The sequence below is a fragment of the Roseateles aquae genome (assembly GCF_032337115.1).
In the GTDB taxonomy this organism is placed as follows: Bacteria; Pseudomonadota; Gammaproteobacteria; order Burkholderiales; family Burkholderiaceae_C; genus Roseateles_C; species Roseateles_C aquae.
The window spans coordinates 27789-54337 of sequence record NZ_JAVXZY010000005.1 but is presented as its reverse complement, the minus strand read 5'-3'; the positions used below and the strand labels follow the sequence as shown (position 1 = coordinate 54337).

Genomic DNA, 26549 nt, shown 5'->3' with positions numbered 1-26549 from the left:
ACCTTGGTCATCTGCTGCGTAAAGACATGTAATGCGGTCAACGCGCCAGGCCCCGGCCGCGTTGCGCAAAGACGTTTAGCGGAGAATCCCGAACCATGATGAAGAAACTGATCCTCACCGCCCTCGTGGCCAGCCTGGCCGCCTGCTCGACCTCCAGCCCCGACGTCATCCAGCGCGGCGATGCCCAGCGCATGTCCCAGGTGCAGGACGCCACTGTGCTCACCGTGCGCCCCGTCACCGTCGATGGCAGCCAGAGTGGTGCCGGTGCCGCAGCCGGCGGTGTGATCGGCGCCGTGGCTGGCTCCAGCGTCGGTGGCCGCCGTGAAGGCCAGGTCGTCGGCGTGCTCGGCGCCGTGGCCGGTGCAGTGATCGGCAATGCGATCGAACGCAGTGCCACCAAGGAGGAAGCAGTTGAGATCCTGGTGCAGCTGCGCAACGGCGAACGGCGCGCCATCGTGCAGTCCAAGGGCAATGAGACCCTGGTGCCCGGCGAGCCAGTGATTTTGGTCACTACCGGCGGCAAGACCCGCGTCAGCCGCGCTCCGGTGGTCACTCAGGCGGCGCCTGTGCCTGCACCCGCTCCGGCGCACTGATTCGAAGCACAAATGCCAGCAAGGCCTCCGCAAGGAGGCCTTTTTCATTGCTGCCTTCGATCGCCACGAGGCCGGCGAGCGTCCAGATAGCCATCGCACGCAAGCTCTGACCCCGCATCGGCGCAGCCCATCGCCAATCGTTGCGACTGATCGCATCGCTGGCACGGCCTGATGCAGCCGGCCGATAGACTCGCGCCAACAGAAATCCAAGCACGGCCGCCGGGCATCGCCCTCAAGCGGTGCTGAAGAACGAGGAGATCATCTTGCGCACCGCCCCCGCCTGGCCCTGGGCCAAGGGCCTGATCCTGTGCCTGTCCGGCCTGCTCGTCGCCTGGCTGCTGCTCAGCTACTTCTTTCCCTCGCCGCCCTCGCGCATTGCCATCGCCACCGGTTTCAAGGGCGGCTCCTACGAGTACTTCGGCCAGCGCTACGCGCGCCGGCTGGGGCAGGACCGCATCAAGGTTGAGCTGCGGCAGAGTTCGGGCTCGGTCGACAACATCAGCCAGCTCAACGACGCCAAGAGCGGCGTCGCCGCCGCCTTTGTGCAGGGCGGTGTTTCCGATGCGGCGCGCTCGCCGCAGCTCGTGTCGCTGGGCCGCATCAACTACCAGGCCTTCTGGATCTTCTATCGCGGCACTGAGACGCTGCAGCAGCTCACCCAGCTCAAGGGCAAGCGCATCGCCATCGGCCCGACCGGCAGCGGCACCGAGGTGGTGGCCCGCCAGGTGCTGGGCATCAGCGGCGTCAACGAGCAGACGGCGCAACTGCTGCCGCTGGCCGGCCAGCAGGCCGTCGACGCCCTGCATGATGGCCGTGCCGATGTGATCTTCCTGGCCTTCGCGCCCGAGGCGCCGGTGATCCAGGCGCTGATGCGTGATGCCAGCGTCAAGCTGATGGACGTGAAGCCGGCCGAGGCGCTGACGCGCATCTTCCCCTTCCTCGTCAAGCTGGTGCTGCCGCAAGGCGTGTTCGACTTCGAACGCAATATCCCGGCGCAGGACATCACCTTGATCGGCAGCACCAACGCGCTGCTGGTCCGTGAAGACATGCATCCCGAGCTGATCCATCTGCTGGCCCGCACGCTGAAAGCCGAGCATGGCGGCGCCGGCCTGTTCCAGCATGCCGGCGATTTCCCCCAGCTGAGCGACCCCGAATACCCGATGGCACCCGCCGCGCTCGACTACTACCGCAACGGCCCCTCGCTGCTACAGCGCTACCTGCCCTTCTGGGTCGGCCACTATGTGCAAAAGCTGCTGGCCCTGCTGATGGCCAGCGCCGCCCTGCTGTTCCCGCTGCTGAACTACCTGCCGCGGCTGCTGCGCTGGATGGTGCGCGAACGGCTGCACAAGCTCTACCGCCGGCTGCGCCTGATTGACCGCCAGTTGCTCAGCCCCCTGCCCGCCAGCGAAGCGCGCGAGCTGCTGCAGGCGCTCGACCAGATCGACCGCGAAAGCAATGTGCTGGGCGTGCCCACCCGCCACTCCGACCTGTTCTTCTCGCTGAAGACCGACATCCATCTGGTGCGCAGCCAGCTGCAGGCCAGGTTGCCGCGAAGCGACGATGCGGGCGATGAAGGCCTGCCCGCCGCCGGCCAAGCGCTCAAGGTCGTGGCCTGAGGAACGGGAGCAGGCCGCAGGAGAGCGCCTCCGTTTTCAGAACGTCACAAGACCATCGTTGTCGGCTGCTGCATTTCCGACACAATCCGCGCTGGCCTAACTGTGACAAGGATTGCCCCATGAGCCACAACGATCTGATCGCCCGCCGCCGCATGCTGGGCGGTGCCGCCACTGCCTTGGGCGCCATCGGCCTGAGCGGCTGGGCGCAAGCACAAACGAGCACGCCGACTGCGCCAGCCGCTGCCGTGCCGCCCGCCGCCAAGCCGCTGCCCGCCTACGCCGCCTGGAAGAACCCGGCCGCGATGGTGGTGCACAGCGCCACCACCATCGAAACCCGCCGCAGCGCCTTCGGCACCGGCCTGATCACGCCGGCCCAGCAGCTCTACATCCGCAACAACCTGCCCGCGCCCAACGCCAGCATCCTGGAACAGCGCGAGGCCTGGACGATTTCGCTCGAAGGCGTCAAGCAGCCGCGCAGCATGACGCTGGCCGAGCTGAAGACCCTGGGCCTGGAGACGGTGGCCACCGTGCTGCAATGCTCGGGCAATGGCCGCGGCTTCTTCCCCAGCAAGCCCAGCGGCACACCCTGGACGGTAGGCGCCGCCGGCTGCGTGCTCTGGACCGGCGTGCCGCTGCGCAACGTCGTCGCCGCACTCGGCGGCTTGGCCGATGACGCGAAGTTCATCACCGGCACCGGCGGCGAGAAGCTACCCGAGGGCATTGACCCGCTGTCGGTCGTCGTCGAACGCTCGGTGCCGATCAAGGCCCTGGACGACTGCCTGCTCGCCTGGGACATGAATGGCGAGCCGCTCTCGCTGGCCCATGGCGGCCCGCTGCGCCTGATCGTGCCCGGCTACCAGGGCGTCAACAACATCAAGTACATCAAGCGCCTGGCCTTTGGCAGCAGCGAATCCAAGGCCAAGATCATGGCCCATGGCTACCGCATCACCCCGCCTGGCGCGCAGAGCGGCCCCGAGCAGGAATCGGTCTGGGAGATGAACGTCAAGTCCTGGATCAACGGCCCGCTGCCCGAGGCCGGTGCGGTCAAGGCCGGCCTGGTGCAGCTGCATGGCGTGGCCTTTGGTGGCAGCAAGGCGATTGCACGGGTGGAAGTCAGCACCGACGATGGCAAGACCTGGCACCCCGCTCGCCTGACCGGCCCCGACCTCGGCCGCTTCGCCTGGCGCCAGTTCGCCGTGGCGCTCAAGCTCCCCGCCGGCAACTACCAGGTGGCCAGCCGCGCGGTGGACAGCGCCGGCAATGTGCAGCCCGCCGAGCGCCTGGAAAACGCCCACGGCTACAACAACAACAGCTGGCGCGACCACGCCATCCAGCTGACCGTCGCCTGATGGCCAGACGCCAGGCTCGCGCCAGGGCTCACACCACGCCTCACAGGGCGCCGCGCGCTCCGACCCTGCTGCTGACGCTCATCCTCAGCGTCAGCAGCAGCCTGAGCCTGAGTGCCCAGCCCGCGCCCACCAGCGACGAGGCGCAGTGGCAGCGCGGCCTGGAAATCTTCACCAAGCGCGCCACGCCCGCCTGCGCCGTCTGCCACACCCTCACCGCCGCCGGCAGCGAAGGCCAGATCGGCCCCGTGCTCGACGAACTCAAACCCGACGCCGCGCGCGTTCGCCGCGTGCTGCAAAGCGGCCAGGGCGTGATGCCCAGCTACGCGGGCAAGCTCAGTGTGGAAGACATGGAGGCGGTGGCGGGGTTTGTGGCGAGGGCGAGTGGGGGCGAGAAGCGCTGAGCGCTAAGCGGCTGCCAACACACCTGTGGCGTGCGCACCGAACGGATCGCGCAGGCTGCCGCCCTCAGCCCTGCTGCCCGTCGCCCCAGACCTCCGTCACGTCCAGGCCCGCCAGGCTGGCTGGCTGCGCGTCGAGCGCACGCCGGTTGCACGCCGTCTCGCGTGTACCGCGAGCTGGCCACTTCGCTCCGTTCGCCGTAGCCGGCAAGCAAAACAGCAGCGCGATCAGCTGCTCGCTCAGGGCCGAAGGCGATTCCGCCAAGGGCCCATCCGCCTGCCACTGCGCGTTCGCGTCCAGCGCCAGTCGCAGCGGCCGCTGCGCCTGAGCCAGCGCCTTTGCATATGCCTGCGCAGCGCGCGTGGCCTCGGTATGCCTGAACAGGCTGATGGCGGCGCAGATATTGGCGGAGCGTTGGGCGGGCACCATGTTTCTTGCTTGCTTCTCTGGCATGTCCTGCTTTTCTGCCCACCCGACCAAATGGCGGAGCTGCAGGCCAGGCTCCTTCACTGCGCGCTGCAAGACAGTGGCGATGAGTCGGGCGCTATCGAACACGGGTGCGACTTCAAGCTCATCGAAATGTCGAAGGGATCGGCGACGGCATATATCGCCAAGTACGTGTCTAAGAACATCGACGGTGAATACGTCGGCGACGACCTTGAAGGCAAATCAGCCGTCGAAAGTGCCAAGCGCGTAGAAGCCTGGTGCGCGAACTGGGGCATTCGGCAGTTCCAGGCCATCGGCTGTCCGCCCGTCGGTGTCTGGCGCGAGCTTCGACGCATTCCCAGCTTGCCTAAGGACGCCCCGGAACACTTGCAGCGCGCACACCGCGCAGCAAACAAGCAATTTCAACACGATGGCGACGAGCGGGAGACTGTGGCCTGGGACGACTACTGCCGCGCCCAGGGAGGCATGGGCATTGGGCGCGAGGCCTGCATCAAGCTCGCCAAGCGCGCGCCCGATGGCTTGGGCCGATATGGCGACGCCATGCAGCCCCGTCCTTACGGTATCGAGACTGTCGGCACAGCAACGCTAGAACAGGGCCAGCCTTTGCGCACCTGGTTGGTCGAGTCCGTATGGCATGTTTGGAGCATCGAGCGGCCCAAAGTCCGCCGCTTCGACTGGCGCAGCCAGATCGCGGAGACGGCGCAGCCGGCTTCGCCTTGGACTCGTGTCAATAACTGTACGAAGGGCGACGCGGCCGAGCCTCTTTCTATTTCTGGGCCACCTAAGTTCAAGCCCTATGCCGATCAGGACCAAGCTACATGTCGCATGCACTCTGCGGCGGGAGAGTTTCCCTAGTCAGGCCTGTTCAATTTTGAACAGCTTTTCTGCCTGAGAAAGACGAACAACGAAATAGTGCTCCTGATTTAGCTCCGCAGGCAGTTTGTCTCGCAGAATTGACGCCACAAATTGCGTGTGCTTTTTCTCTCTATGAACGAGATGCGCGATCTTCACAAGCTGATTGTCATGCATAAGCTCCTTCTTATCATTTAGAAGGAAGTGATAACAAGGAATGCCCTCAGCATCTGCAAAAAGCGTATATGCAATATCAAAACAAGTGATCTCGCCCTGCTTTTTTCCAGAACTGAAATTTGTGTTGAAAGCGCTGAACTTATAGACCTTCTGCCCCGTCTTGGTCACCGCAGGATCAAATTTCAGAGCATATTCTTCGCCGTAGAGCTCTCTCGAAATACTCGCAAAGAACTCGTTGAACTTATTGACCTGCTGCTGAATTTCGGCTTCAAATTCCTCTGAAAACAACCGATCATCAATCTTCTCAAGGTCACCCATAAAGCCCGCCAAAGTCTTCTCAGATCGGGTGATTTGATCAATTATTGCTTCGTACTCGCCTTTTTTTCGGTGAGCTTCGTTGAGCGCAACAATGATTCGCTCTAGCGATTCAAAGGAGCCAGTTTTTGAGAGCTTTGCCGAGAGATTCTTTTCTACCTTCAAAAGGTCTTGAAGTTTTTCATTGTTGACTTCAAGCTCAGCAACTATTTTTGGCAAATCTTTTTCAATGTACTTTGCCTTTTCCCCAATCATGCGATTGTGGAATGTTACTAGCTCCGCAAAAGAGCGACTTACTGCTCCTAGGCTGTCAGATACCTGCTTGTATAGCAATTCAAGCTGGCGCACGTCAATGTTGGCGGCGCCGGAATTGATTTCCCGAATTGCTTCCTGAATTAGATCCTTCCGCAAGTTAAGGCGGCTGATCTTAGAACTTACCAGACTGATCTGATAGCGGGCTTTATCCAAAGTCTGAAGGTCATTTTCAAAGTTTGGATTTGTATTGAAATTTGCTCGATGAGCATTCAAACGTTCTATGTCGTTCTGAAGCAACGCAAGCGAAGCCTCATAAGCAGAACGAGTTTGCTTGCTTTCTAGTCGCGCCTTGAAACTTGCTTCCGCTCGGATGCTCGCAAGCAAGTTTTGCTTCGCATCGCCATTGTCGAAATTGCAACCCAGCAGGAACAGGTAGAGAGTTTCGTACTCGTCATCCCTAGTAAAGCTATTCAGCGTCTTCAGTGTGTTGCTAACACTAAGATCTTTATATCGAATATTATGAGAGGTGATTTGACCAAAGGTAGGCTTTTTGCCGAAATGACCAGGAAAAAGCTGATTGGTCAGATACTCCTCGAACGCCTGTTCTGTAAGCTGCTGCCCATTAATTCGACGAATGTGCTTACTACGGGACAAGAAATTTCGTTCAATGATGGTCTCGACAGCAAATTGGTCAGCAAGATCTGACGTCAAAGTCAAAGAGACAAGGACCTCATTGTTTATGAGAAAGTCCTTAACCACCGGATCCTCATTTTTCTTCGTCTCAGGATCGGTATAAATCCCCTTCGCACTAGCTCCTAGGCAAAAATCAATCAGCATTAGCACCGTAGTCTTACCTACGTTGTTGCCGGTGGCCTCCGCGTCGTCAGTCGGGGTCTCGTCAACGATAAGATTTAAGCCCGCATGGAACTTAATATGACGAATGAGCCCGCCCTTCCCTTCAATGCGCAACGACTTTAGGAACATAGCTCTATATTCCCGCTTTGATCATGCACGACGGTTGCCAAAAACAACCAATCAAGCGCCAAGACAAAAATGGCAATCGGCATATCACGCAACTCTCGCGTGGCAAGATACAAATCCATAAACCCCATCGATTTGCCGCCAGATAGCGCCTGAATAATATATGCCCCATTGAAATAGAGGCTATTTTCGGGATGAACGTCCTTAGGCAGAAGCATGGGCTGTCACCTTTGGGGGCCTCTTGAAGATCCGGCACTTCATGAATGCATCCACCGCCAAGATCCGAATGCACAGCTCCAGTTCTTCCTCGGAAATCGCGACGTAGTTGGCACTCTTCTTTGCGGCATCCATTACTGCCTCAATGATGCTGAAGAAGAGGTCATCATCCGCTTCCCCATCCTTTTTCAGCTTAAGGTATGTAGAGTGAAAGGCGCTCAGCACTGACGTGCTCCGGTTTCTACCCGCTGCATCAAAGCTTGCGTAAATCGCATCAATTCGCGGCTGATAGACCGCGTAAGTTTCAACCAATTCAGCTGCAACAACCAAGTTATTGAAGACGAGTTTGTCATCAATTGAAAATGGAATTGGTGAGCCGCTTTGAGCTTGTGGACTAAGATCCTCTGCGCAAAGAATATTTATTAGCGCAGCAATATTTGTTTCAGACGGTGGCTCAACCTCGCTGAGAGGCAATTCCTCATGCAAGAACGAGTAGATTTGCTGCAGCTTACTTGGCGCAGAGTGCAACAAGATAGCCGTAATACTTTTTAGGTCGATGATGTCGTCAACGGGCGAAAAGTTCAGCCCATGCGGATTGTTAAAGACCTTCTTCCTCAAATCGCTCCCATCCTTAGATATCGAAACAAATTTGAAACGATAACCTTTTAGCCCAGTAAGCTTTGCGTGCGAGAGCGCTGTTTGAACCTTGTCGAAGGCGGCAGTTGAAGAGACTTGAAGAACAGTTTTTCCTGTCTTATCAATCAGATCTATACCGGCCGAATTCTGTTGCGTCGCATTCATATTGGTCAGCGAGTAGCCGAACAACAGATTGAGAAAGCGTGCGTAGAAATCCTCACAGTGCACGTGAACATCCAAGATGTTGACGCTCCCTCGCAATTCGACCTCAGTCGCAAGGACAGCTAGCTTTCTCGTACAAAGATCGAAATAGGCCTTACTCTGCATAACTCACCTCCCCTCCCTTTCTACCCTTCTGCACTTACTCGTGCTTTCCGCACTCATAGCAAGTCGTTTAGCGCTGAAGATGCGCAGCCAAGCAGAGGCCGAACCGAGTAGGCCCGGACTGCCGCCGTCGCTCTTCACGCGCCGAGCATATGCTGACGCGGCCGACTGGTGTTTAACAGTGGGCAATGTACTAACGCGGTTGGGTTGGCGCTTCCGGCGGGCAACTTTTGCGCCTGCAATGTGGCGTAGCCCAAGGCGCCGCCAAGCGCAGGACTCTTGGCTACACGGTGGCTACATGAGTCACTCGGCCGTCGCCCAGGTTGGGAAAAACAGTCGTAAGTCCTTGATTTAATTGGTAGGCCGTACAGGACTTGAACCTGTGACCAAAGGATTATGAGTCCTCTGCTCTAACCAACTGAGCTAACGGCCCCCGTGTCCGGCGCCAGGGCGGCGCCGACAGTGAAGCCCGGCGGGGAGCCGGGAGCGCGGATTGTATAGGGCTGGAGCGCGTGCCTTGAACAGCAGCGCCGACTTGCTTACTTCTGGCTCAGCGCGTTGCTGACCATGCGCGAGGTGATGTCGACGATCTGGATCATCCGTTCGTAGGCCATGCGGGTGGGGCCGATCACGCCCAGGGTGCCGACGATCTGGCCGTCGACCTCATAGGGCGCGGAGACGATGGACAGTTCCTCGAAGGGCACGACCTGGCTTTCGCCGCCGATATAGATGCGCACGCCTTCGGCACGGCTGGAGACGTCGAGCAGGCGCATCAGCTGGGTCTTTTGCTCGAACATCTCGAACAGGCGGCGCAGGCTGCCCATATCGTTGTTGAAGTCCTGCACCGTCAGCAGATTGCGCTCGCCGGAGATGACGACGCGCTCTTCTTCCTGCTCCATCGCCTCGGTGCCGGCCTGCACGGCGGCGCTCATCAGCACGCCGATCTCGCCGCGCAGCGCATCAACCTCGCTCTTGAGCCGCTCGCGCACCGCCTCCAGGCTGAGGCCGGCGTAATGGGCATTGAGGCGGTTGCTGGCCTCGGCGAGCTCGGCCTGGTTCAGGTCTTGAGCGGTGAAGATGACCCGGTTCTGCACATCGCCATCGGGCGAGACCAGGATCACCAGCACCCGGCGTTCGCCCAGGCGCAGGAATTCGATGTGGTGAAAGACGCTGGGCTTGCGCGGCGCGGTGACCACGCCAACAAAGTTCGACAGATTCGACAGCAGATGGGCCGCGCTGGCGATCACGCGCTGCGGCTGGTCGGGCTGCAGCTGGGTTTCGATCGGCCGGGGGTCCACGCCCAGCAGGCCGGGCTGTGCCGTCAGCATGGTGTCCACGAACAAGCGGTAGCCGCGCGCGGTGGGGATGCGGCCGGCGCTGGTGTGCGGGCTGGCAATCAGGCCCAGCTCCTCCAGATCGGCCATCACATTGCGAATCGTGGCCGGCGACAGCTCCAGGCCCGAGGCCTTGGACAGCGTGCGCGAACCCACGGGCTGGCCGTCCGCGATATAGCGTTCGACCAGGGTTTTCAGCAGTGATTTGGATCGCTCGTCGAGCATGTTGGGGATTGTAAGGACATGCAGCCGGTGGCATTGGGTCCAGCGGCGCGCTTTGAGGGCAAGCCCTAGTCAGGACGAGGCCTTTCACCGCTCTTTCACGGCCCCGCCCAGCGCCGCCAAAGCTTCATAGTGCTGTGGTGTAATTCTTCGCATGGCCAAGCGTTTCCGACATGTAGCGATCGTGGGCAAGCATCAGGCCAGGGGCATACGCCCGGTGCTTGAAGAAATAGCCGAATTTGTGACCGGGCAAGGCCTGGACGTGTCGCTTGAGCGCGAGACGGCCGAGAGCACCGGCATCAGCGCCTACGACACCCTCAGCCACGACGAGATGGGCGGCGCCTGCGATCTGGCCATCGTCGTCGGTGGCGACGGCACCATGCTGGGATTTGCCCGCGAGATTGCGCGCCATGGCACGCCGCTGGTGGGCATCAACCAGGGCCGGCTGGGTTTCATCACCGACATCTCCATCGAACGCTTCCGCGAGGCGCTGGCGCCCATCCTGGCCGGCGACTACGAGATGGAGCACCGCGCGATGCTGGAAGGCGCGGTCTGGCGCGACGAGCGGGTGATCTTCGAAGGCCTGGCGCTCAACGATGTGGTGGTCAGCCGCGGCGCTACCGCCGGCATGGTGGAGCTGAAGGTCGACGTCGGCGATGAGTTCGTCGCCAATCTGCGCGCCGATGGCGTCATCGTCGCCTCGCCCACCGGCTCGACTGCCTATGCGCTGTCGGCCGGCGGGCCCATCCTGCACCCCAGCATCGCCGGCTGGCTGCTGGTGCCGATTGCCTCGCACACGCTGTCCAACCGGCCCATCGTGCTGCCGGACCTGGGCGAGGTGCGCATGGAGATCGTCGCCGGCCGCGATGCCAGTGTGAACTTCGATATGCAAAGCCTGGCCAGCCTGCTGCACGGCGACCGCATCACCGTGCGTCGCTCGGCGCACAAGGTCTGCTTTCTGCATCCCACCGGCTGGAGCTATTACGCCACGCTGCGGCGCAAGCTGCGCTGGTACGAGGGCGTGTCCTGAGCGCCCGGCCACTAAAAAGACTGTGTTGAGGCCCCTATGCTGAGGCGACTGAGCCTGCGAGATTTCGTCATCGTGCCCGAGCTGGAGCTGGACTTCAGCGGCGGCTTTGCCGTGCTGACCGGCGAGACCGGCGCCGGCAAATCGATCCTGATCGACGCGCTGCAACTGGCGCTGGGCAGCCGCGGCGATGCCGGCGTGGTGCGCGAACAGGCCGCCCGCGCCGAGATCTGCGCCGAGTTCGACCGCCCCGAGGCACTGCGCCCCTGGCTGGACGAAGCCGGCTTCGACGCCGAGGCCGACACCCTGCTCTTGCGCCGCGTGATCGACGCCCAGGGCAAGAGCCGCGCCTGGATCAATGGCGGCGCCGCCACGGTGGCGCAGCTGCGCGAACTGGCCGACAGCCTGCTGGACATCCACGGCCAGCATGCCTGGCAAGGCCTGACCCGCCCGGCCGCCGTGCGCGCGCTGCTGGACAGTTATGCCGAGCTGGACACTGCGCCACTGGCCCGCACTCACGCCGCCTGGAAGCAGGCCAGCGAGGCCCTGGCCGGCGCCCAGCAACGCCAGGGCGAACTGGCCCGCGAGCGTGAGCGCCTGGCCTGGCAGCTGGGTGAGATCGAGCGCCTGGCGCCCGGCGCCGATGAATGGGAAGAGCTGAGCAGCGAGCACCAGCGCCTCTCGCATGCGCAATCGCTGATGGATGGCGCGCGCAGCGCCGTCGAGCTGCTCAGCGAGGGCGAGGCCAATGCCGAAGACCTGACCCAGCGCGCCATCGAGGGCCTGCAGGCGGTGCTGGACTACGACCCGCGGCTGCAGCAGGCGGTCGACGCGCTGCTCGGCGCCCAGGCCCAGCTGCAGGACGCCGCCCACACGCTGGGCGCCTATCTGCATGGCGAGGACATGGACCCGCAGCGCCTGCAGCAGCTGGACGAACGGCTGTCAGCCTGGATGGCGTTGGCGCGGCGCTACCGCCGTCAGGCCGCCGAACTGCCGGCCCTGCATCAGGAATGGAAGAACGAGCTGGCCGCGCTGGATGCCGCCAGCGATCTGGCCGCACTCGAAGCCGCGCTGCAGCAGGCGGCCCGTGCCTATGAGCGCGAGGCCAAGCGCGTGAGCAGCGTGCGTGCCGAGGCCGCGCCGCGCCTGGCATCGGCCGTGACCCAGGCGATGCAGCAGCTGGGCATGGCCGGCGGCAGCTTCGAGATCGCGCTGTTGGCGCAGGAGCAGCCACAGAGCTTTGGCATGGAGTCGGCCGAGTTCCTGGTCGCCGGCCATGCGGGCAGCACGCCGCGCCCACTGGCCAAGGTGGCCTCGGGCGGCGAGCTGTCGCGGATTGCGCTGGCGATTGCCGTCACCACCTGCCAGCAGCAGCTGGGCAGCGCCAGCGCCGGGGTCGGCACGTTGATCTTTGACGAAATCGATGCCGGCGTCGGCGGCGCCGTGGCCGAAACCGTGGGCCGGCTGATGAAGCAGCTGGGCCGCGAGCGCCAGGTGCTGGCCGTGACCCACCTGCCCCAGGTGGCCGCCTGCGCCGATCAGCATTACGTCGTGGCCAAGGCGCTGCGCGATGGCGTCACCTGCAGCGATGTGCAGCCAGTGGCCGGCGAGGCCCGCGTGGCCGAGATCGCGCGCATGCTGGGCGGCGAACGCCTCTCGTCCACCAGCCTGGCCCACGCCCAAGAGATGCTGGAGTTGTCTGCCCATACCGTGCCCGGCGCCAAGCCCGGCAGCAAGAAAGCCAAGTCATGAACGCGAGCAAAAAGGCCAAAGCCGAGAAGAGCGATGTGGTGCTGGTCACCGGCGTGTCCGGCGGCGGCAAATCGATTGCCATGCATGCACTGGAAGATGCCGGCTTCTTCTGCGTGGACAACCTACCGCCCGAACTGCTGCCCGAGTTCCTGGCGCTGGAAAAGCAGCGCGGCCAGCGCCGGGTGGCGATTGCCGTCGATGTGCGCAGCGCCGGCTCGCTGCCGCATCTGCTGCCGCTGATCAAGCAGATGCGCGCCGATGGCGTGGCGCTGCGCTCGATCTTTCTGGACGCCAACACCGAGACGCTGATGCGCCGCTTCTCGGAAACGCGCCGCCCGCACCCACTGCGCCAGCACCCGGCCACGCCGGTGGGCGAAAACGCCAGCAGCAGCGGCGAAGACGAACACCGTGCCCTGCTCGACGCCATCCATCTGGAGCGCGAGCTCTTGGCGGCGCTGCGCGTGGAGTCCACCGTGATCGACACCAGCCAGCTGCGCCCGGCCCAGCTGCGCGCCTGGGTGCGCGATCTGGTCGTCGTCTCCGGCGAGTCGCTGACCCTGGTGTTCGAGTCCTTTGCCTTCAAGCACGGCGTGCCCAGCGATGCCGATTTCGTCTTCGACGTGCGAGTGCTGCCCAACCCCTATTACGACCGCGAGCTGCGCCCGCAGACCGGCCGCGACGAGCCGGTGGCCAAGTTCCTCGAAGCCCAGCCCGAGGTGCGCCTGATGCTCAGCCAGATCAGCGCCTTCATCGCGCAGTGGCTGCCGAACTTCTCAGCCGATCAGCGCAGCTATTTGACGGTGGCGATTGGTTGCACCGGCGGCCAGCACCGCTCGGTCTATCTGGTCGAAACGCTGAGCAAGCAGTTCGCCTACCACGGCCAGGTGCTCAAGCGGCACCGCGAGCTGGACGCGAAGTAAGCGGGTTCAGTGGATTCAGGCCGGCTGTTCCTCGTCGGCCGCCAGCAGCACCAGTGCCACCACCGAGGTGATCGGGCACAGCACCACCAGGCCAAAGGTCCAGGGCACGACCGCACGGCCGGAACGCTGCAGCGCCAGCGCCAGAAATGTCCAGTGGGCAATCAGCGCAATGCTCAAGCCCAGCGCGTACATGACGATGCGTGCGGTGTCGCCATCCTCGGCGGAACCGTAGACGATCAGCTGCCACAGGCACACAGCCGCCGCCGCCGCGGCCACCAGGGCGGATTCAACCGAAGACTTCACTGATGCTTTCATGGTGCTGATCCGCGCGGCTGGATGGAGGCTGGACAAGAGAGCCGCGCAGCATAGCGGGCGCGGGGCCGAAATCCAATAGTCAAAGCTCGGCAGCTGCTGGTAACTGGCTCCAAACAAGCCTCTGCCAGGCCTCAGCCGATCAGGCGCTTCAGCGGCGCCGGCAGCGCATAGCTGGCCAGCTGTTCGCGCGCCACCCAGCGGCCCTGCTCGAGCGGCGCAGCGCCTTCATTCAGCAGCGCCCGGCGCGGGTGTAGCACCCAGTCGAAATGGGTCAGCGCATGCTCAACGCGCGGCAGTGGCTCGGCCTCGGCACCCAGCCGCGTGGCCTCCGCCAACAGCTCGGTTTCGCTGTCAAACAGCGGCAGCGTCCACAGGCCGGCCCAGACGCCGCTGTCCGGCCGCTGCTGCAGCCAGATGCGCTCTTCATGTTCCAGCCACAGCCACCAATGCTCGCGCCGGCCACGCTTGAGCTTCCTGCTCTTGATGGGATAGCGCTGCGGCTCGCCTTGTGCGCGGCCCGCACACAGCTCGCTCAAGGGGCAGAGCAGGCATTGCGGCGTCTTGCTGGCGCACAGGCTGGCGCCCAGATCCATCAGACCCTGGGTGTAGGCCGGCATATCGGCGGCGCGCGCCGGCAGCAGCGCATCGGCATGGCGCCAAAGCAGCTTTTCCTGCGCGGCCGAGGCCAGATCACCATCAAAGGCCAGCACGCGGCTGAGCACCCGCTTCACATTGCCGTCGAGGATGGCGACGCGCTCGTCAAAACAGAAGGAGGCCACCGCCGCCGCCGTTGATCGGCCGATGCCGGGCAGCTGCTGCAGCTGCTCGGCGCTGCGCGGAAACTCGCCACCATGTTCGGCCAGCACCGCCTGCGCACATCGATGCAGATTGCGCGCCCGGCTGTAGTAGCCAAGGCCGGCCCAGAGGGCCAGCACTTCGTCCAGCTCGGCCAGCGCGAGCTCGCGCACCGTCGGAAAACGCTCGAGGAAGCGCTGGTAATAGCCCAGCACCGTCGTCACCTGCGTCTGCTGCAGCATGATCTCGGACAGCCAGACGCGATAGGGGTCGCGCGTCTGCTGCCAGGGCAGTTCATGCCGACCATGTTGGCGCTGCCAGGCCACCAACGTGGGCGCGAACTGCGCCACGATCTCCTGCACTCTCGATTCACTCATGACGGGCGCTCAACGCTTCTGGCAATGGGGGCAAAAAAAGGTCGAACGCTGGGCCTGCACGATGCGCTTGATCGTGCTGCCGCAGGCAAAGCAGCTCTGCCCCTCGCGGCCATAGACGCGGGCCTGCATCTGGAAGCTGCCAGCCACGCCATGGGCATTCTTGAAATCGCGCAGCGTGCTGCCGCCCGCCTCCAGCGCCTGCGCCAGCACGCCGCGCACCGCCTGCGCCAGCCGCTCGCAGCGCGGCCGGCTGATGCGCCCGGCAGGCGTGCGCGGGTCGATGCCGGCGAGGAACAAGGCCTCGCAGGCGTAGATATTGCCGGCGCCAACGACCACATCACCGGCCAGCAACGCCTGCTTGATCGCCACCCGGCGGCCGCTCAGTCCGGCATGCAGATGCGGCCCATCAAAGCGCGGATCGAAGGGTTCCATGCCCAGGCCGGCCAGCAGCTTGGCGGCCGGCTCCTGCTGCAGCCCGGCCGACCAGACGACGGCGCCAAAGCGGCGCGGGTCATTCAAGCGCAGGCTGCCGCGGTCGGTCTCCAATTCGAAGTGCTCATGCGGCCCCAGCGGCCCGGCGGCCTCACCAAACATCAGCGAGCCGGACATGCCCAGATGCATCAGCAGCCCACCCTCGCCCACCGGCAGCCACAGGTATTTGCCGCGCCGCTGCGCCAGGCCAATGCTTTGGCCCCGCAAAGCCTCGGGCGCCACGCCCAGCGGCCAGCGCAGCGGCTTGCCCAGCCGCACGGCCCTGACCCGCGCCCCGGCGATCGCATCGGCAAAGCTCAAACGTGTGACTTCTACTTCCGGCAACTCAGGCATGCGAGCATGATACTTTCCGAGCTCTGCCTAGAATCCTGCGCAGAAGCCAAGGCCCCTACCGTTGCCGGTAATTGGCCGCCCGAGATCCCAGGAGCATGCATGCCTCAGAACACCCCTCGCCCGCCCAGCAAAAAGCTGTGGACTGCACTGGCCCTGGCCAGCCTGACTGCGCTGAGCAGCGGCGCGGCCTTGGCCGCCAGCCCAGCGGCGAGCGAAGCCAGCACGGTGAACAACTCGGACATGGACGCGCCGATGTTCTACCAGCTGCTGGTGGGCGAAATGGAACTGCGCGCCGGCCAGCCCGGCGTGGCCTTTCAGGTGCTGCTCGACGCCGCGCGGCGCAGCCAGGATGAGGCGCTGTACCGCCGCGTGGTCAGCATCGCCCTGCAGGCCCGTGCCGGTGAGCAGGCGCTGCAAGCCGCCCGCGCCTGGGCCGACAGCCTGCCCAACTCCGCCGAGGCCCATCAAGCCGAGCTGCAGTTGCTGGCCCTGCTGAACCGGCCGGCCGATGCTGGCAAGGCCCTCAAGGCGCTGCTGGCCAACAGCCCGGAAGCACAACGCGTCACCGTCATCGCCTCGCTACCGCAGCTGTTCCAGCGCACGCCCGTGCCTCAGCAGGTGCTTGAAAGCCTGCAACCCGCGCTGAAGCAGGCCGAGCAGCAGGAAGCCACACGCCTGGTGGCACTGAATGCCCATGCCCGGCTGGCACTCAATGCCGGCGAGCAGCAGCAGGCGCTGGCACTGAGCCGCGAGGCGGCCGCACTGGCCCCGGAGGCCGAAGAACCGCTGGCGGTGGCCCTGGAACTGATGGTGCAGCAGCCCGCCGCAGAGGAGCTGATCACCGCCGCACTGAACGCCAAACCGGACAACGCCTCGCTGCGCCAGGCCTATGGCCGCGCACTGGCGCGCGCGCAGCGCATCAGCGACGCCGCACGCGAGTTCCGCCGCGTCACCGAGCTGCTGCCCGAGCAGCCCTCGCCCTGGTTTGCGCTGGGCTCGCTGGAGCTGGAGCTGCAGCATCAGGACGTCGCCGAGAGCGCGCTGAAGACCTTTCTGCAAAAGCTTGAAGCCGCCACCGGCAAGAATGATTCCGAGCTGACGGATAACGGCCGGGATGCGCGTCAACAGGCCCTCCTGCTGCTGGCGCAGGCGGCCGAACAGCGCGGCATGTACAAGGCTGCCGAGGGCTGGCTCAACCAGGTGGACACGCCCAAGCGCCTCACCGAAGTGACCTACCGCCGGGCCTCCCTGCTGCTCAAGCAAGGCCAGCTGGACAAGGCTCGCAAGCTGATCCAGGGCTTGCCCGGCGAGAGCAAGGAGGAGCAGCGCAGTCGCTTCATGGCCGAGTCGCAGCTGCTTCGCGAGGCCCAGCAATGGGCGGCGGCCTACGAGCTCCTGCAGCGTGCCAATGAAGCACTCAGCGACGACGCCGACATGATCTACGAACAGTCGATGATGGCCGAGAAACTCGGCCGCAACGAGGAAATGGAAGCGCTGCTGCGCCGCGTGATGGTGCTCAGGCCCGAGCATTTCCACGCCTACAACGCGCTGGGCTATTCGCTGGCCGATCGCAAGCAAAGGCTTGATGAAGCGCGCGAACTGATCATCAAGGCGCTGAGCTTTGCGCCCAAGGAACCCTTCATCCTGGACAGCATGGGCTGGGTCGAATACCGCCAGGGCAAGCTCGACGACGCGATCACCTATCTGCGCCAGGCCTTCGCCTCGCGGCCGGACGCCGAGATCGCTGCCCATCTGGGCGAGGTGCTGTGGGTCAGCGGCCAGCGCGAAGAGGCTCAGCGGATCTGGACCGAGGGCGCCAAGCGCGACCCCAAGAACGAAGCCTTGCGCGAGACACAGAAGCGGCTGAAGTCGGCCAAGCCCGCGGCGCAATGAGCGCAGGCGGTTTTCGCTGCCTGGCCGTGGCCCTGGCAGCCTTGATGCTGAGCGCCTGCGCCAGCCTGAAACCGGCGGCGCCACAAAGCGAAGTCGTCAACGCGAGCAGCGAACACCTGACCGGCAGGATCAGCGTCCAGGTACCCGCCACCCTGAGCAGCAAGGCCCAGGGCGGCGCAGCCAGCTTCGAGCTCTGGGGCACGGCCGAGCGCGGTCAGCTTGAACTGAGCAGCCCGCTGGGCAGCCTGATCGCGCGAGCTCGCTGGCAGCCCGGCGAGGTGTTGCTGCAGGTGCCCGGCGAGGATCGCCAGTACGACACGCTGGACAGCCTCACTCAGGGGCTGCTCGGCGAGGCCATCCCGGTGGCCGCGTTGTTCGACTGGCTGGCCGGCCGCGCCTGGCCGGGCGCGGCGGCCGTGCCCCTGCCTCAGCAGGGCTTTGAACAGCTGGGCTGGCGCGTCGATACCAGCCTGCTCGGCGAAGGCCTGATCAAGGCCGTCAAACTCGGCGAACCGGCAACCAGCCTGCGCATCAAGCTGCAAAGCTCGCCCTGAGATACTGCGCGCCATGCAAGCGCTCTACGACGTTCCGGCACCGGCCAAGCTGAATCTCTTCCTGCATGTGGTTGGCAAACGTGCCGATGGCTACCACCTGCTGCAATCGCTGTTCGTGCTGATCGATTGGGCCGACACCCTGCATTTCGAGCGCCGCAATGACGGCCTGCTGCAGCGCCATGACAGCGGCGACACCCTGCCCCCCGACGACCTCTGCCTGCGTGCCGCACGCGCGCTGCAGGCCGCCACCGGCTGCCGGCTTGGCGCCGATATCCATATCGAAAAACGCCTGCCTGCCGGCGCCGGCATGGGCGGTGGATCTTCGGATGCAGCGTCGACACTGATCGCGCTGAACCGGCTCTGGGGGCTGGGCCTCACGCGCCGGCAGCTGCTGGATATCGCGCTGCCGCTGGGCGCCGACGTGCCCTTTTTCATCGGCGGCCGCCATGCCTTCGTCGAGGGCATTGGCGAGCGTCTGACCCCGCTGGATCTGCCCCGCGAAATGCGCTTTGCGGTCATCAAACCCGAGGCCAGCATCGCGACCAAAGATATTTTTTCGTCGCAGTGCTTGCAAAGATCAAAAAGCGTGGCTATAGTAGCGGGCTTTCCTGCACACAACAGCAGCGACGCAAAAAACGCGACAGGTACGGAAAACGGTACCGATAGCGATGCAAGCGAAACGGTTGTTGAGACAGTGAGACTGGACGCTGAAGGCATTGCGATGCTGGCCGGCGGTTTCGGTAAAGAGAGTTTCGGAAGAAACGATCTACAGAAACCAGCGGAAGCTGCAAGCGCTGAAGTGGTTCAGGCACTGGTTCTGCTGCAAGAGCAATTCGGCAACAGCCGGATGACAGGCTCAGGCAGCGCGGTGTTTGCTCATGTGAGCGGGAAAGACGGCATAGACGAACAGTCCATTGCAAATATTTCGAAGGTTTTGCCATCGAAATGGAGTGCTAGAATATGCCGCAGTTTGACAGCTCACCCGCTACGCGGATGGCTTGAAGACTGAGCAAAGTTATAGGGTGCTGCAGCTCTGCAGTGTCCTGTGTAGGGGCGTCGCCAAGTTGGTTAAGGCATCGGATTTTGATTCCGACATGCGCAGGTTCGAATCCTTCCGCCCCTGCCAAATTTCTTCATCACCCGTGGGCACCTAGCGGCCCTCTCGGATGGCCGCCAGGCCGCTGACTCAAAGGATGGCCTGTGCTGCTCAATACCGTCCTCTTCACCGGTAACGCAAACCCGGTCCTCTCCCAAGAAATCGCCACCCATCTGGGCCTTGAGCTCGGCAAAGCCGTGGTCGGTCGTTTCTCGGATGGCGAGGTCACGGTCGAGATCCAGCAAAACGTTCGCGCTCGCGACGTCTTCGTGATCCAGCCGACCTGCGCGCCGACCAACGAGAACGTGATGGAACTGCTCATCATGGTCGATGCCCTGAAGCGCGCCAGCGCTCGTCGCATCACCGCGGTGATCCCCTACTTCGGCTATGCCCGCCAGGACCGCCGCCCGCGTTCCACCCGCGTGCCGATCTCGGCCAAGGTCGTGGCCAATCTGTTGGAAACCGTCGGCGTCGAGCGCGTGCTGACGATGGACCTGCACGCTGACCAGATCCAGGGCTTCTTCGACATCCCGGTCGACAACATCTACGCCAGCCCGGTGCTGCTGTCGGACCTGAAGGCCCGCAACTACAGCAATCTGGTCGTGGTCAGCCCCGACGTCGGCGGCGTGGTGCGCGCCCGTGCGCTGGCCAAGCAGCTGGGCTGCGATCTGGCCATCATCGACAAGCGCCGTCCGGCCGCCAATGTCTCTGAAGTGATGCACGTGATCGGCGAGATTGACGGCCGCAACTGCGTCATCATGGACGACATGATCGACACCGCCGGTACGCTGGTGAAGGCGGCCGAGGTCCTGAAGGACCGTGGCGCCAAGAGCGTGTTTGCCTATTGCACCCACCCCATCCTGTCCGGCCCGGCGATCGAGCGCATCGCCAAGTCGCACCTGGACGAGGTCGTGATCAGCAACACCATTCCGCTGAACGATGCCGCCAAGGCCTGCGGCAAGATCCGCCAGCTGTCGGTGGCCTTCCTGTTCGCCGAGACTATCCGCCGCATCTCTGATGGTGAGTCGGTGACCTCGTTGTTCTCGGAGCAAAACAATAACTTCTGATCGGTCCGAGTAGCCCGACGCCTCTGGCGTCGGTCAATCGCAGCGAACAGAACAACAATTTCTAAGCATTTGCGCCCGGCCTGCAAAGGCGGGGCGTGATTCGTGGTGGTCGCAAGGCCGCCTTTTTCAGGGCACCTGGTCGCGGGTGCTCTATCCATTTTGGAGAACCATATGAAATTCACCGCTTTCGAGCGCAAGCTGCAGGGGACCGGAGCGAGCCGCCGCCTGCGTATCTCGGGCAAGGTGCCTGGCATCGTCTACGGCGCTGGCGAACCCGCTGTCATCGAACTGGATCACAACGCGCTGTTCCACGCGATGAAGAAGGAAGCCTTCCACAGCTCCATCCTCGAGATGGAACTGAACGGCGCCGTGTCGCAAGTGCTGCTGCGTGACTACCAGATGCACCCCTACAAGCCGCAAGTCCTGCACGTGGACTTCCAGCGCGTGGACAGCACCACCAAGATCACCAAGAAGGTGCCGCTGCACTTCGTCGGCGAAGAGAACTCGCCGGCCGTCAAGACCGACAAGTGCACCGTCAACCACGTTGTGACCCAGCTGGAAATCACCTGCCTGGCTCAACAGCTGCCCGAGTTCATCGAAGTCGACCTGAGCAACCTGACCAAGGGTCACTCGGTCCACGTCAATGACATCAAGCTGGCCGACCACGTCAAGGTCGTCACCCATGGCAAGCCGAACCCGGTCGTCGCCACCCCGGTCGAGCCGGTCGTGGAAGAGATCGTGGTCGCCGCCGCTCCGGCCGACGACGGCAAGGGCAAGAAGAAGGGCAAGAAGTAATTTCTTGTCTGGGCCAGTCGTGCCAGCGATGGCCCGCTGCCCACAAAAAAGCCCCGCCTTGGCGGGGCTTTTTGCTTTGCGCGATGGGTATCAGCGGCGCTTCAGGCTCAGCTTGGCCGGGCCCTGGCTGAACTGCATTTCGCTGGCGCGGCCGTCGACCATCACAAAGCCCAGCTTGGCGTCCACCTCGACGACCAACAGCTGATCCGGCGCCGTCGCCTTCAGCTCAAACGGTGCTTGGCCGGCGGCCTGGCCGCGCAGCACGCCCTTGGCGTCCTTGAAGACCTTGATCTGGATCTGCGGCGAGACGTACTCGCCCAGCAAGGCATCCTTCTGTGCCTCGTTCAGTTCGATGAAGTTGACACGGGGCAGATCGCCAACACGCTTCCAGACCTCGGGCGTGCCCTCGCCATTGGGCCAGAACTTCAGCCCGCTCAAGCCGCCCTTGGCATCGCGCTCGATCGCGATACGAGCCATGCTGCCCTCAAACGCAAATTCATCCTTGCCGATGGGCACCAGCGGGAAGGGGCGACCGCCGCTGCGGGTCGAGAGCAGCTTGCCGTCAACGAAGGAGAGCGTGCGCGAATTTTGCTCGTCCTTGGCATAGATGCCTTGCAGCGCCTTCAGCTGATCGGCCGGCACGGCTATCGGCTTGGGGTCGACGATGGGCTTGCCGATCGCAAAGGCGCCAAGCTTCTGCGCCACCGCCTCCAGATCAACACCTGGCCCCATCGCATTGCGCAGCAGTACGACCGTGGTCTTGGTCTGCGGCAGATAGCTCAGCGAGGAGATGAAGCCATTGATGCCGCCGCCATGCTGGTAGAGCGTCTGGCCGCGCAACGTGCCCGTCATGATGCCGAAGCCGTAGTTCGACGCGGCGGCCTTGCCCTCGGGCGTCACCATGCGCTTGTAGCTGGCTTGCGAGATCAGTTGCCCGCCATGCAGAGCCTGGTTCCAGTGCCAGAGATCGTCGACGGTAGACACCAGCGCGCCGGCCGCATGCGGCTGCGTCATGCTCAGATAGTCGGCCACGCCCAGGCCTTCCGGGCCGTAGCCATAGCCGGTGACCATGCCCTTGATCAGCAGGTCTTCGCCCGGGTACTGGGTGCGCGCCAGCTTGGCCGGCTTCAGCACCGCCTCCTTCACATACTCGTGCCAGGGCTTGCCGCTGATCGCCTCGATCACCGCGCCAAGCAGCACATAGCCGGAGTTGTTGTAGAGCCAGCCCTCGCCCGGCTGGAAGTCCACCGGCAGGTTCTTGAACTCGTCGATCAGCTGCGCCGTCGTCAGCGTGCGGCGGATCGGCTGGTCCATATAGCCGGGAATGCTGGTGTAGCTCTTCACGCCGGAGGTGTGATTGAGCAGTTGCAGCAGCGTGATCTTTTCGCCTTGCGGATAGCTCGACAGGTACTTGGACAACGGATCGTCCAGCTTGGCGCGGCCTTCGTCGATGAGCTTGAGCAGCGCCGTGGCGGCGAACTGCTTGGTCACCGAGCCGATGCGAAACACATGATCGGCCGACAGCGGCACGCCCAGCTCGACGCTGGCCATGCCACGCGCACTTCGATAGAGCACTTCCTTGTCGCGCGCCACCAGCACCGCCACGCCAGGCCCCTCGATCTTCTGGGCATCCAGCAGCTTGTCGGCATAGGCCTTGACCTCGGCAGCGCTGGGCAGCGTCTGTGCCAGGCTGGCGGCGCTGAGCCCGGCCAGCAAGAGGCCGATGGACAGGGTCTTGAGTGCGGGACCTTGGATCGCAATCACGGGAAGTTCCTTATGTGAGATTCAAAAGCCACCAGCATTCCAAAGCGGCCAGCCACTCGCCAGCCAGAGCCGACGAACTGCAGCAGCGGCAGGACGAAACGATAAAGACTCAGGTCAGTGGCACACCAAAGCCCACCCACCCACCCGGCCACCCACCGGCGATGACGCGGTCCATCAAGATGCGCAGCCGCTGGCGCAAAGCGCGCACAGGCCGATAATCCGCCCCCATGATTCGACTCTTTGTTGGCCTGGGCAATCCAGGCCCTGAATACGAGGACACCCGCCACAACGCCGGTTTCTGGTGGATCGATGGTCTGGCGCGTGGCTTGAAGACCAGCCTGCAGGTGGAACGCAACTACTACGGCCTGGCTGCGCGGGTGAACAACGCGCCTGGCGCTGAGGGCCCGATCTGGCTGCTGCAGCCGATGACCTTCATGAACCTGAGCGGCAAGTCAGTCGCGGCGCTGGCGCGCTTCTTCAAGATTGCGCCCGAGGAGATCCTCGCCATCCACGACGAGCTGGATCTGCCGGTTGGCGAGATGAAGCTCAAGCAGGGCGGCGGCAATGGCGGCCACAATGGCTTGAAGGACATGCAGGCCCAGCTGGGCTCGGCGAACTTCTGGCGCCTGCGTCTGGGCATCGGCCATCCGGGCCACAAGGCCGAGGTGGCCGGCTATGTGTTGCGCAAGCCGCCGCTGGCAGAGCGCCAGCAGATCGAGGACTGCATCGCCAAATCCATGGACGCCGTCGAGCTGATGCTCAAGGGCGATATGGCCAAGGCGCTAACCAAGATCCACGCCAAGCCACCGCGGCCCAAGCCGCCGAAACCCGAAGCGCCACAAACCGCAACGCCCAAGCCCGCCGGGACGGCCGAAATGGCCGAGAAGGCCGGGGCGCCAACCCCGCCAGGGAGTGCCGAATGAAATCCTCGCTGCGCCCGTATTCGCTGAGCTTTGCGCTGACTGCCACGCTGATCGCAGGCTCGACGTTGGCGCAGACCAGCACGCAGCAGACCACCATCTACCGCTGCGGCCCCGACGGCCGCGATTTACGCGGCAGCCCCTGCCCGGTCGAAGCGGGCGCCAGCCATCAGCTGCATTTCGACCAGCCCTCGGTCACCGATGCGCGCGCGGCCCGCGAACGCGCCCAGGCCGAGGCCAAACGCGCCGAGCAGATGCGCCGCGAGCGCGAGGCCACCGAGGCCCGCCAGCGCCTGCACGCTATGGCGGCAGCGCCCTTGCGCGTCACGCCGGCTGCCAGCGAACCGGTTCATCCCAAGCCAGGCAAGGCCCACGCAGCCCCCAAAACCGCGAAAACCCACAAAGCACAGCCGGCCGCCAGGCCAGCGTCAGCCACGAGCAGATAGAATCCGCCCCGTTGGTGCTCGTGCAAGCGTCTTGCTTGCACAGTTAAACGGGAATCAGGAGGCGGCGTCTCGACGAGGCAAGGCTAACCTGAGCTGTCCCCGCAACGGTAAGTGACCAAGGCAGGCAAGCTGCCTTCAGTCCCCTGCGAACCATGTCCACTGGTGCCCTTGGCGGTGCTGGGAAGGATGCAGAACAGGGACCTGTGTCACCAGCCCGGATACCGGCCAACAGGTGATGAGCCGCTGCATGCTGTGCACCGGCGCATCGTTTTCACAGGGGCCTGCGGGGAAGCTGGCACCTGAACGATGACTTTGTTTCGGATCCCATGACTTCTCTGTCTCGGCGCTGCCTGCGCCTGTCTACGCCCGCGTCCCTGTCGAGCGCGCCTCAGCACACCCTCGCGCAGGCCGCACTGGCCGCCCTGCTGCTCAGCGGTACGTCGGCCATGGCCCAGGCCAGCCTGCCCGGCCCCGGCGCCAACAAGCTGGGCCAGGTCGTGGTGACCGCCAGCCGTTCGCCACTGCGCCTGTCCGAGGTGCTGAACGACTTGACCGTGCTCAACCGCGCCGAGATCGAGCGCCAGGCCTTTGGCAGCCTCGGTGATCTGCTGCGCAATGCCGGTTGCGTGGAAATGGTGCGCAACGGCACGCCGGCCTCCAACACCTCGCTGTTCCTGCGCGGCGCCGAGACCCGCCACACCGTGCTGCTGATCGATGGCGTGCGGGTCGACTCGCAAGCCAGCAGCGGCGCCAGCTGGCAGGCAATTCCGCTGAGCCAGATCGAACGCATCGAGGTGCTCAAGGGCCCGGCCAGCGCGATCTATGGCTCCGACGCCATCGGCGGCGTGGTGCAGGTCTTCACCCGCAAGGGCAATGGCAAGCCCAGCCTCGAGATCGGCAGCGCCATTGGCAATCTGGGCCTGCGCAAGATCGACGGCAGCCTGAGTGGCGTGCACGGCATCTTCGACTACGCACTGACGGCCGCCAGCGAGCGCGCCGATGGTTTCAACGGCACGGTCGACTACCCCGGCAGCTTCGGCTTCGTGCCCGACCGCGACGGCTGGCGCAATCACAATGCCGGCCTGCGTTTCGGCGTGCAGTTCGCCAAGGAACACCGTGCCGAGCTGATGGTCAGCAAGAGCCGGATTGATGGCCAGTACGACGCCAACAAAGATGCACCGCTGAATGACGACCACAGCATCCAGGACACCCGCGCCGCGCAGCTGAGCCTGTCCTCGCAATGGTCGGCCGTGCTGCAGACCCAGCTGAGCCTGAACGAATCGCACGAGGACTATGAGACCAAGCCCTCGCCCTATCTGAGCAAGACACGGGTTAGGAATCTGGCACTGAATGGCTCCTACGAAATCACCAAAGGCCAGCAGCTGAATTTCATTGTTGAGCGCCGCGAAGACTGGCTGGAGAACAGCAGCCTGACGCAGACCGCGACGGCTGGCGTCGACAAGCGCCACCAGAACGCCGCGGCCTTGGGTTGGCTCTGGAACGAAGGGGCGCTCAGCGTCCAAGCCCATGGCCGCCATGACCAGGACAGCCAGTTCGGCGGCGTCAACACCGGCACGCTGGCGCTGGGCTACGAGATCGAACGCGGCCTGCGCATCGTTGGATCGGCCGGTAATGCCTTTCGAGCACCCAGCCTCTATCAGCGTGGCAGCCAATACGGTCCGAACCTCAGCAAGCCCGGCGTCATTGCGCTGGACGCCGAGCGCGGCCGCAATCTGGAGTTCGGCCTGAAGTACAGCACGGCGCTGAGCGACTTCAGCCTGACTGCCTACCGCAACATGGTCAAGCAACTGATCGTGTTCGGCGCGGCTGGCTCGTGCAACAGCGCCTATGGCTGCTACCGCAATGTCGCCGAGGCCCGACTCCAAGGCGTGAGCTTGGCCGCCAGTACCACACTGGGGCCTGTGCAGCTGTCTGGAACCCTGGACTTGCAAGCACCCAAGGATTTGTCGAACGGCAAGTTGCTGGCCCGCCGCGCCAAGCACTTCGGCACGCTGCACGCCAGCACCGTGCTCGCTGGCTGGGACCTCGGCGCCGGCCTGCAGTTCTCTGGCAAGCGCTTCGACACGGCAGCCAACACCCGCGAACTCGGCGGCTATGCACTGGTCAACTTCGATGCCCAGTACAAGCTGAGCAAGGAGCTGAAGCTGCAGCTGAATCTGGACAACGCCTTCAACCGCGAGTACCAGACCGCCTATGGCTACGCGCAAGCGCCGCGCACCATCCTCATCGGCCTGCGCTACACGCCAAGCCTCTGATTGCCGAGGGC

General features: G+C 63.8%; 25 protein-coding genes, 2 tRNA genes and 1 riboswitch. Of the genes, 17 read left to right on the top strand and 10 right to left on the bottom strand.

The genetic code is table 11. The features are described from left to right. Positions 1 to 95: 95 nt before the first annotated feature. The 4 genes from RQP53_RS13205 to sorU all read left to right on the top strand — a co-directional run bounded on the left by RQP53_RS13205 (position 96) and on the right by sorU (position 3959). The gene (locus RQP53_RS13205) at positions 96 to 593 is read left to right on the top strand and encodes an outer membrane lipoprotein (RefSeq protein ID WP_315650791.1); all 498 of its coding nucleotides are present in this window, start codon (positions 96 to 98) and stop codon (positions 591 to 593) included. Positions 594 to 856: 263 nt separating this feature from the next. Continuing rightward, positions 857 to 2209 (top strand): TAXI family TRAP transporter solute-binding subunit, encoded by a 1353-nt coding sequence (locus RQP53_RS13200; RefSeq protein ID WP_315650790.1) that lies wholly within the window; start codon positions 857 to 859, stop codon positions 2207 to 2209. A gap of 119 nt (positions 2210 to 2328) precedes the next feature. Further along, positions 2329 to 3558, top strand: a complete 1230-nt coding sequence (gene sorT / locus RQP53_RS13195) for a SorT family sulfite dehydrogenase catalytic subunit (protein WP_315650789.1) — start codon at positions 2329 to 2331, stop codon at positions 3556 to 3558. Beyond that, on the top strand, positions 3558 to 3959 hold the full coding sequence (gene sorU, locus RQP53_RS13190; RefSeq protein ID WP_315650788.1) for a SorU family sulfite dehydrogenase c-type cytochrome subunit: 402 nt from the start codon (positions 3558 to 3560) through the stop codon (positions 3957 to 3959). The genes sorT and sorU overlap by 1 nt, the downstream gene beginning before the upstream one ends. A 64-nt stretch (positions 3960 to 4023) precedes the next feature. On the opposite strand, the gene RQP53_RS13185 is transcribed toward sorU, so the two are convergent. Continuing rightward, on the bottom strand, positions 4024 to 4512 hold the full coding sequence (locus tag RQP53_RS13185) for a hypothetical protein (protein ID WP_315650787.1): 489 nt from the start codon (positions 4510 to 4512) through the stop codon (positions 4024 to 4026). Between RQP53_RS13185 and RQP53_RS13180 the strand changes: the two genes are divergently transcribed. Next, the gene (locus RQP53_RS13180) at positions 4438 to 5259 is read left to right on the top strand and encodes a replication endonuclease (RefSeq protein WP_350340391.1); all 822 of its coding nucleotides are present in this window, start codon (positions 4438 to 4440) and stop codon (positions 5257 to 5259) included. The two genes, RQP53_RS13185 and RQP53_RS13180, sit on opposite strands and share 75 nt — an antisense overlap. Here RQP53_RS13180 and RQP53_RS13175 read toward each other — a convergent pair whose 3' ends face one another. The 5 genes from RQP53_RS13175 to hrcA form a co-directional block, all read right to left on the bottom strand. Beyond that, positions 5260 to 6987, bottom strand: coding sequence for a DUF2326 domain-containing protein (locus RQP53_RS13175; RefSeq protein WP_315650785.1), 1728 nt, complete (start codon positions 6985 to 6987; stop codon positions 5260 to 5262). Beyond that, on the bottom strand, positions 6978 to 7202 hold the full coding sequence (locus RQP53_RS13170; RefSeq protein WP_315650784.1) for an ABC-three component system middle component 6: 225 nt from the start codon (positions 7200 to 7202) through the stop codon (positions 6978 to 6980). Before RQP53_RS13170 ends, RQP53_RS13175 begins: the two co-directional genes overlap by 10 nt. Then, on the bottom strand, positions 7189 to 8163 hold the full coding sequence (locus RQP53_RS13165) for an ABC-three component system protein (RefSeq protein WP_315650783.1): 975 nt from the start codon (positions 8161 to 8163) through the stop codon (positions 7189 to 7191). The genes RQP53_RS13170 and RQP53_RS13165 overlap by 14 nt, the downstream gene beginning before the upstream one ends. A 353-nt stretch (positions 8164 to 8516) precedes the next feature. Further along, a tRNA-Ile gene (locus RQP53_RS13160) sits at positions 8517 to 8593 on the bottom strand. Positions 8594 to 8699: 106 nt separating this feature from the next. Continuing rightward, positions 8700 to 9719: a heat-inducible transcriptional repressor HrcA gene (hrcA, locus tag RQP53_RS13155; protein ID WP_315650782.1), complete on the bottom strand. Its 1020-nt coding sequence runs from the start codon at positions 9717 to 9719 to the stop codon at positions 8700 to 8702. 151 nt (positions 9720 to 9870) lie between these two features. Between hrcA and RQP53_RS13150 the strand changes: the two genes are divergently transcribed. From RQP53_RS13150 to rapZ, 3 genes are read left to right on the top strand one after another with little or no spacing between them, the layout of a single operon-like run. Beyond that, positions 9871 to 10746 (top strand): NAD kinase, encoded by an 876-nt coding sequence (locus RQP53_RS13150; RefSeq protein ID WP_315650781.1) that lies wholly within the window; start codon positions 9871 to 9873, stop codon positions 10744 to 10746. Positions 10747 to 10782: 36 nt separating this feature from the next. After that, a complete protein-coding gene (gene recN / locus RQP53_RS13145; RefSeq protein WP_315650780.1) occupies positions 10783 to 12495 on the top strand; it encodes a DNA repair protein RecN in 1713 nt (570 codons plus the stop codon). Beyond that, positions 12492 to 13415 (top strand): RNase adapter RapZ, encoded by a 924-nt coding sequence (gene rapZ, locus RQP53_RS13140; RefSeq protein ID WP_315650779.1) that lies wholly within the window; start codon positions 12492 to 12494, stop codon positions 13413 to 13415. The genes recN and rapZ overlap by 4 nt, the downstream gene beginning before the upstream one ends. Positions 13416 to 13430: 15 nt before the next feature. On the opposite strand, the gene RQP53_RS13135 is transcribed toward rapZ, so the two are convergent. The 3 genes from RQP53_RS13135 to mutM all read right to left on the bottom strand — a co-directional run bounded on the left by RQP53_RS13135 (position 13431) and on the right by mutM (position 15727). Beyond that, complete coding sequence (locus RQP53_RS13135) at positions 13431 to 13730, bottom strand: hypothetical protein (protein WP_315650778.1); 300 nt, start codon at positions 13728 to 13730, stop codon at positions 13431 to 13433. A 131-nt stretch (positions 13731 to 13861) separates the two neighbouring features. After that, entirely contained in the window at positions 13862 to 14902 is a 1041-nt protein-coding gene (gene mutY / locus RQP53_RS13130; RefSeq protein ID WP_315650777.1) for an A/G-specific adenine glycosylase, read from the bottom strand. A gap of 9 nt (positions 14903 to 14911) precedes the next feature. Further along, positions 14912 to 15727: a bifunctional DNA-formamidopyrimidine glycosylase/DNA-(apurinic or apyrimidinic site) lyase gene (mutM, locus tag RQP53_RS13125; protein ID WP_315650776.1), complete on the bottom strand. Its 816-nt coding sequence runs from the start codon at positions 15725 to 15727 to the stop codon at positions 14912 to 14914. 99 nt (positions 15728 to 15826) lie between these two features. Here mutM and RQP53_RS13120 point away from each other — a divergent pair, with 99 nt between their 5' ends. The 6 genes from RQP53_RS13120 to RQP53_RS13095 all read left to right on the top strand — a co-directional run bounded on the left by RQP53_RS13120 (position 15827) and on the right by RQP53_RS13095 (position 21132). Beyond that, positions 15827 to 17620, top strand: a complete 1794-nt coding sequence (locus RQP53_RS13120) for a tetratricopeptide repeat protein (RefSeq protein WP_315650775.1) — start codon at positions 15827 to 15829, stop codon at positions 17618 to 17620. After that, complete coding sequence (locus RQP53_RS13115; RefSeq protein WP_315650774.1) at positions 17617 to 18174, top strand: lipoprotein insertase outer membrane protein LolB; 558 nt, start codon at positions 17617 to 17619, stop codon at positions 18172 to 18174. Before RQP53_RS13120 ends, RQP53_RS13115 begins: the two co-directional genes overlap by 4 nt. Before the next feature lie 13 nt (positions 18175 to 18187). Continuing rightward, entirely contained in the window at positions 18188 to 19183 is a 996-nt protein-coding gene (gene ispE / locus RQP53_RS13110; RefSeq protein WP_315650773.1) for a 4-(cytidine 5'-diphospho)-2-C-methyl-D-erythritol kinase, read from the top strand. A gap of 40 nt (positions 19184 to 19223) precedes the next feature. Beyond that, positions 19224 to 19300: transfer RNA gene (locus RQP53_RS13105), tRNA-Gln, on the top strand. A 74-nt stretch (positions 19301 to 19374) separates the two neighbouring features. Then, entirely contained in the window at positions 19375 to 20337 is a 963-nt protein-coding gene (locus RQP53_RS13100) for a ribose-phosphate pyrophosphokinase (RefSeq protein WP_315650771.1), read from the top strand. A 171-nt stretch (positions 20338 to 20508) separates the two neighbouring features. Beyond that, entirely contained in the window at positions 20509 to 21132 is a 624-nt protein-coding gene (locus RQP53_RS13095; protein WP_315650770.1) for a 50S ribosomal protein L25/general stress protein Ctc, read from the top strand. A 90-nt stretch (positions 21133 to 21222) separates the two neighbouring features. Here the strand turns inward: RQP53_RS13095 and RQP53_RS13090 are convergent, their stop codons facing one another. Then, positions 21223 to 22896, bottom strand: coding sequence for a serine hydrolase domain-containing protein (locus tag RQP53_RS13090; RefSeq protein WP_315650769.1), 1674 nt, complete (start codon positions 22894 to 22896; stop codon positions 21223 to 21225). A 227-nt stretch (positions 22897 to 23123) separates the two neighbouring features. Here RQP53_RS13090 and pth point away from each other — a divergent pair, with 227 nt between their 5' ends. The 3 genes from pth (at position 23124) to RQP53_RS13075 (ending at position 26538) form a co-directional block, all read left to right on the top strand. Continuing rightward, positions 23124 to 23819: an aminoacyl-tRNA hydrolase gene (gene pth, locus RQP53_RS13085; RefSeq protein WP_315650768.1), complete on the top strand. Its 696-nt coding sequence runs from the start codon at positions 23124 to 23126 to the stop codon at positions 23817 to 23819. After that, positions 23816 to 24262, top strand: coding sequence for a hypothetical protein (locus RQP53_RS13080; RefSeq protein ID WP_315650767.1), 447 nt, complete (start codon positions 23816 to 23818; stop codon positions 24260 to 24262). The genes pth and RQP53_RS13080 overlap by 4 nt, the downstream gene beginning before the upstream one ends. Then, positions 24258 to 24506, top strand: a riboswitch (cobalamin riboswitch). It overlaps the preceding gene by 5 nt. An 82-nt stretch (positions 24507 to 24588) precedes the next feature. After that, positions 24589 to 26538, top strand: a complete 1950-nt coding sequence (locus RQP53_RS13075; protein WP_315650766.1) for a TonB-dependent receptor domain-containing protein — start codon at positions 24589 to 24591, stop codon at positions 26536 to 26538. Positions 26539 to 26549 lie beyond the last annotated feature (11 nt).

What these genes read in the sequence shown, in the direction of transcription:
- RQP53_RS13120 (WP_315650775.1), top strand. Translation starts at nt 15,827, where the DNA reads ATGCCTCAGAACACCCCTCGCCCGCCCAGCAAAAAGCTGTGGACTGCA.
- RQP53_RS13180 (WP_350340391.1), top strand. Translation starts at nt 4,438, where the DNA reads ATGGCGGAGCTGCAGGCCAGGCTCCTTCACTGCGCGCTGCAAGACAGT.
- RQP53_RS13165 (WP_315650783.1), bottom strand. Translation starts at nt 8,163, where the DNA reads ATGCAGAGTAAGGCCTATTTCGATCTTTGTACGAGAAAGCTAGCTGTC.
- RQP53_RS13150 (WP_315650781.1), top strand. Translation starts at nt 9,871, where the DNA reads ATGGCCAAGCGTTTCCGACATGTAGCGATCGTGGGCAAGCATCAGGCC.
- RQP53_RS13115 (WP_315650774.1), top strand. Translation starts at nt 17,617, where the DNA reads ATGAGCGCAGGCGGTTTTCGCTGCCTGGCCGTGGCCCTGGCAGCCTTG.
- hrcA (WP_315650782.1), bottom strand. Translation starts at nt 9,719, where the DNA reads ATGCTCGACGAGCGATCCAAATCACTGCTGAAAACCCTGGTCGAACGC.
- RQP53_RS13170 (WP_315650784.1), bottom strand. Translation starts at nt 7,202, where the DNA reads ATGCTTCTGCCTAAGGACGTTCATCCCGAAAATAGCCTCTATTTCAAT.
- sorU (WP_315650788.1), top strand. Translation starts at nt 3,558, where the DNA reads ATGGCCAGACGCCAGGCTCGCGCCAGGGCTCACACCACGCCTCACAGG.
- RQP53_RS13075 (WP_315650766.1), top strand. Translation starts at nt 24,589, where the DNA reads ATGACTTCTCTGTCTCGGCGCTGCCTGCGCCTGTCTACGCCCGCGTCC.
- mutM (WP_315650776.1), bottom strand. Translation starts at nt 15,727, where the DNA reads ATGCCTGAGTTGCCGGAAGTAGAAGTCACACGTTTGAGCTTTGCCGAT.
- RQP53_RS13080 (WP_315650767.1), top strand. Translation starts at nt 23,816, where the DNA reads ATGAAATCCTCGCTGCGCCCGTATTCGCTGAGCTTTGCGCTGACTGCC.
- RQP53_RS13095 (WP_315650770.1), top strand. Translation starts at nt 20,509, where the DNA reads ATGAAATTCACCGCTTTCGAGCGCAAGCTGCAGGGGACCGGAGCGAGC.
- pth (WP_315650768.1), top strand. Translation starts at nt 23,124, where the DNA reads ATGATTCGACTCTTTGTTGGCCTGGGCAATCCAGGCCCTGAATACGAG.
- sorT (WP_315650789.1), top strand. Translation starts at nt 2,329, where the DNA reads ATGAGCCACAACGATCTGATCGCCCGCCGCCGCATGCTGGGCGGTGCC.
- ispE (WP_315650773.1), top strand. Translation starts at nt 18,188, where the DNA reads ATGCAAGCGCTCTACGACGTTCCGGCACCGGCCAAGCTGAATCTCTTC.
- mutY (WP_315650777.1), bottom strand. Translation starts at nt 14,902, where the DNA reads ATGAGTGAATCGAGAGTGCAGGAGATCGTGGCGCAGTTCGCGCCCACG.
- recN (WP_315650780.1), top strand. Translation starts at nt 10,783, where the DNA reads ATGCTGAGGCGACTGAGCCTGCGAGATTTCGTCATCGTGCCCGAGCTG.
- RQP53_RS13175 (WP_315650785.1), bottom strand. Translation starts at nt 6,987, where the DNA reads ATGTTCCTAAAGTCGTTGCGCATTGAAGGGAAGGGCGGGCTCATTCGT.
- RQP53_RS13205 (WP_315650791.1), top strand. Translation starts at nt 96, where the DNA reads ATGATGAAGAAACTGATCCTCACCGCCCTCGTGGCCAGCCTGGCCGCC.
- RQP53_RS13135 (WP_315650778.1), bottom strand. Translation starts at nt 13,730, where the DNA reads ATGAAAGCATCAGTGAAGTCTTCGGTTGAATCCGCCCTGGTGGCCGCG.
- rapZ (WP_315650779.1), top strand. Translation starts at nt 12,492, where the DNA reads ATGAACGCGAGCAAAAAGGCCAAAGCCGAGAAGAGCGATGTGGTGCTG.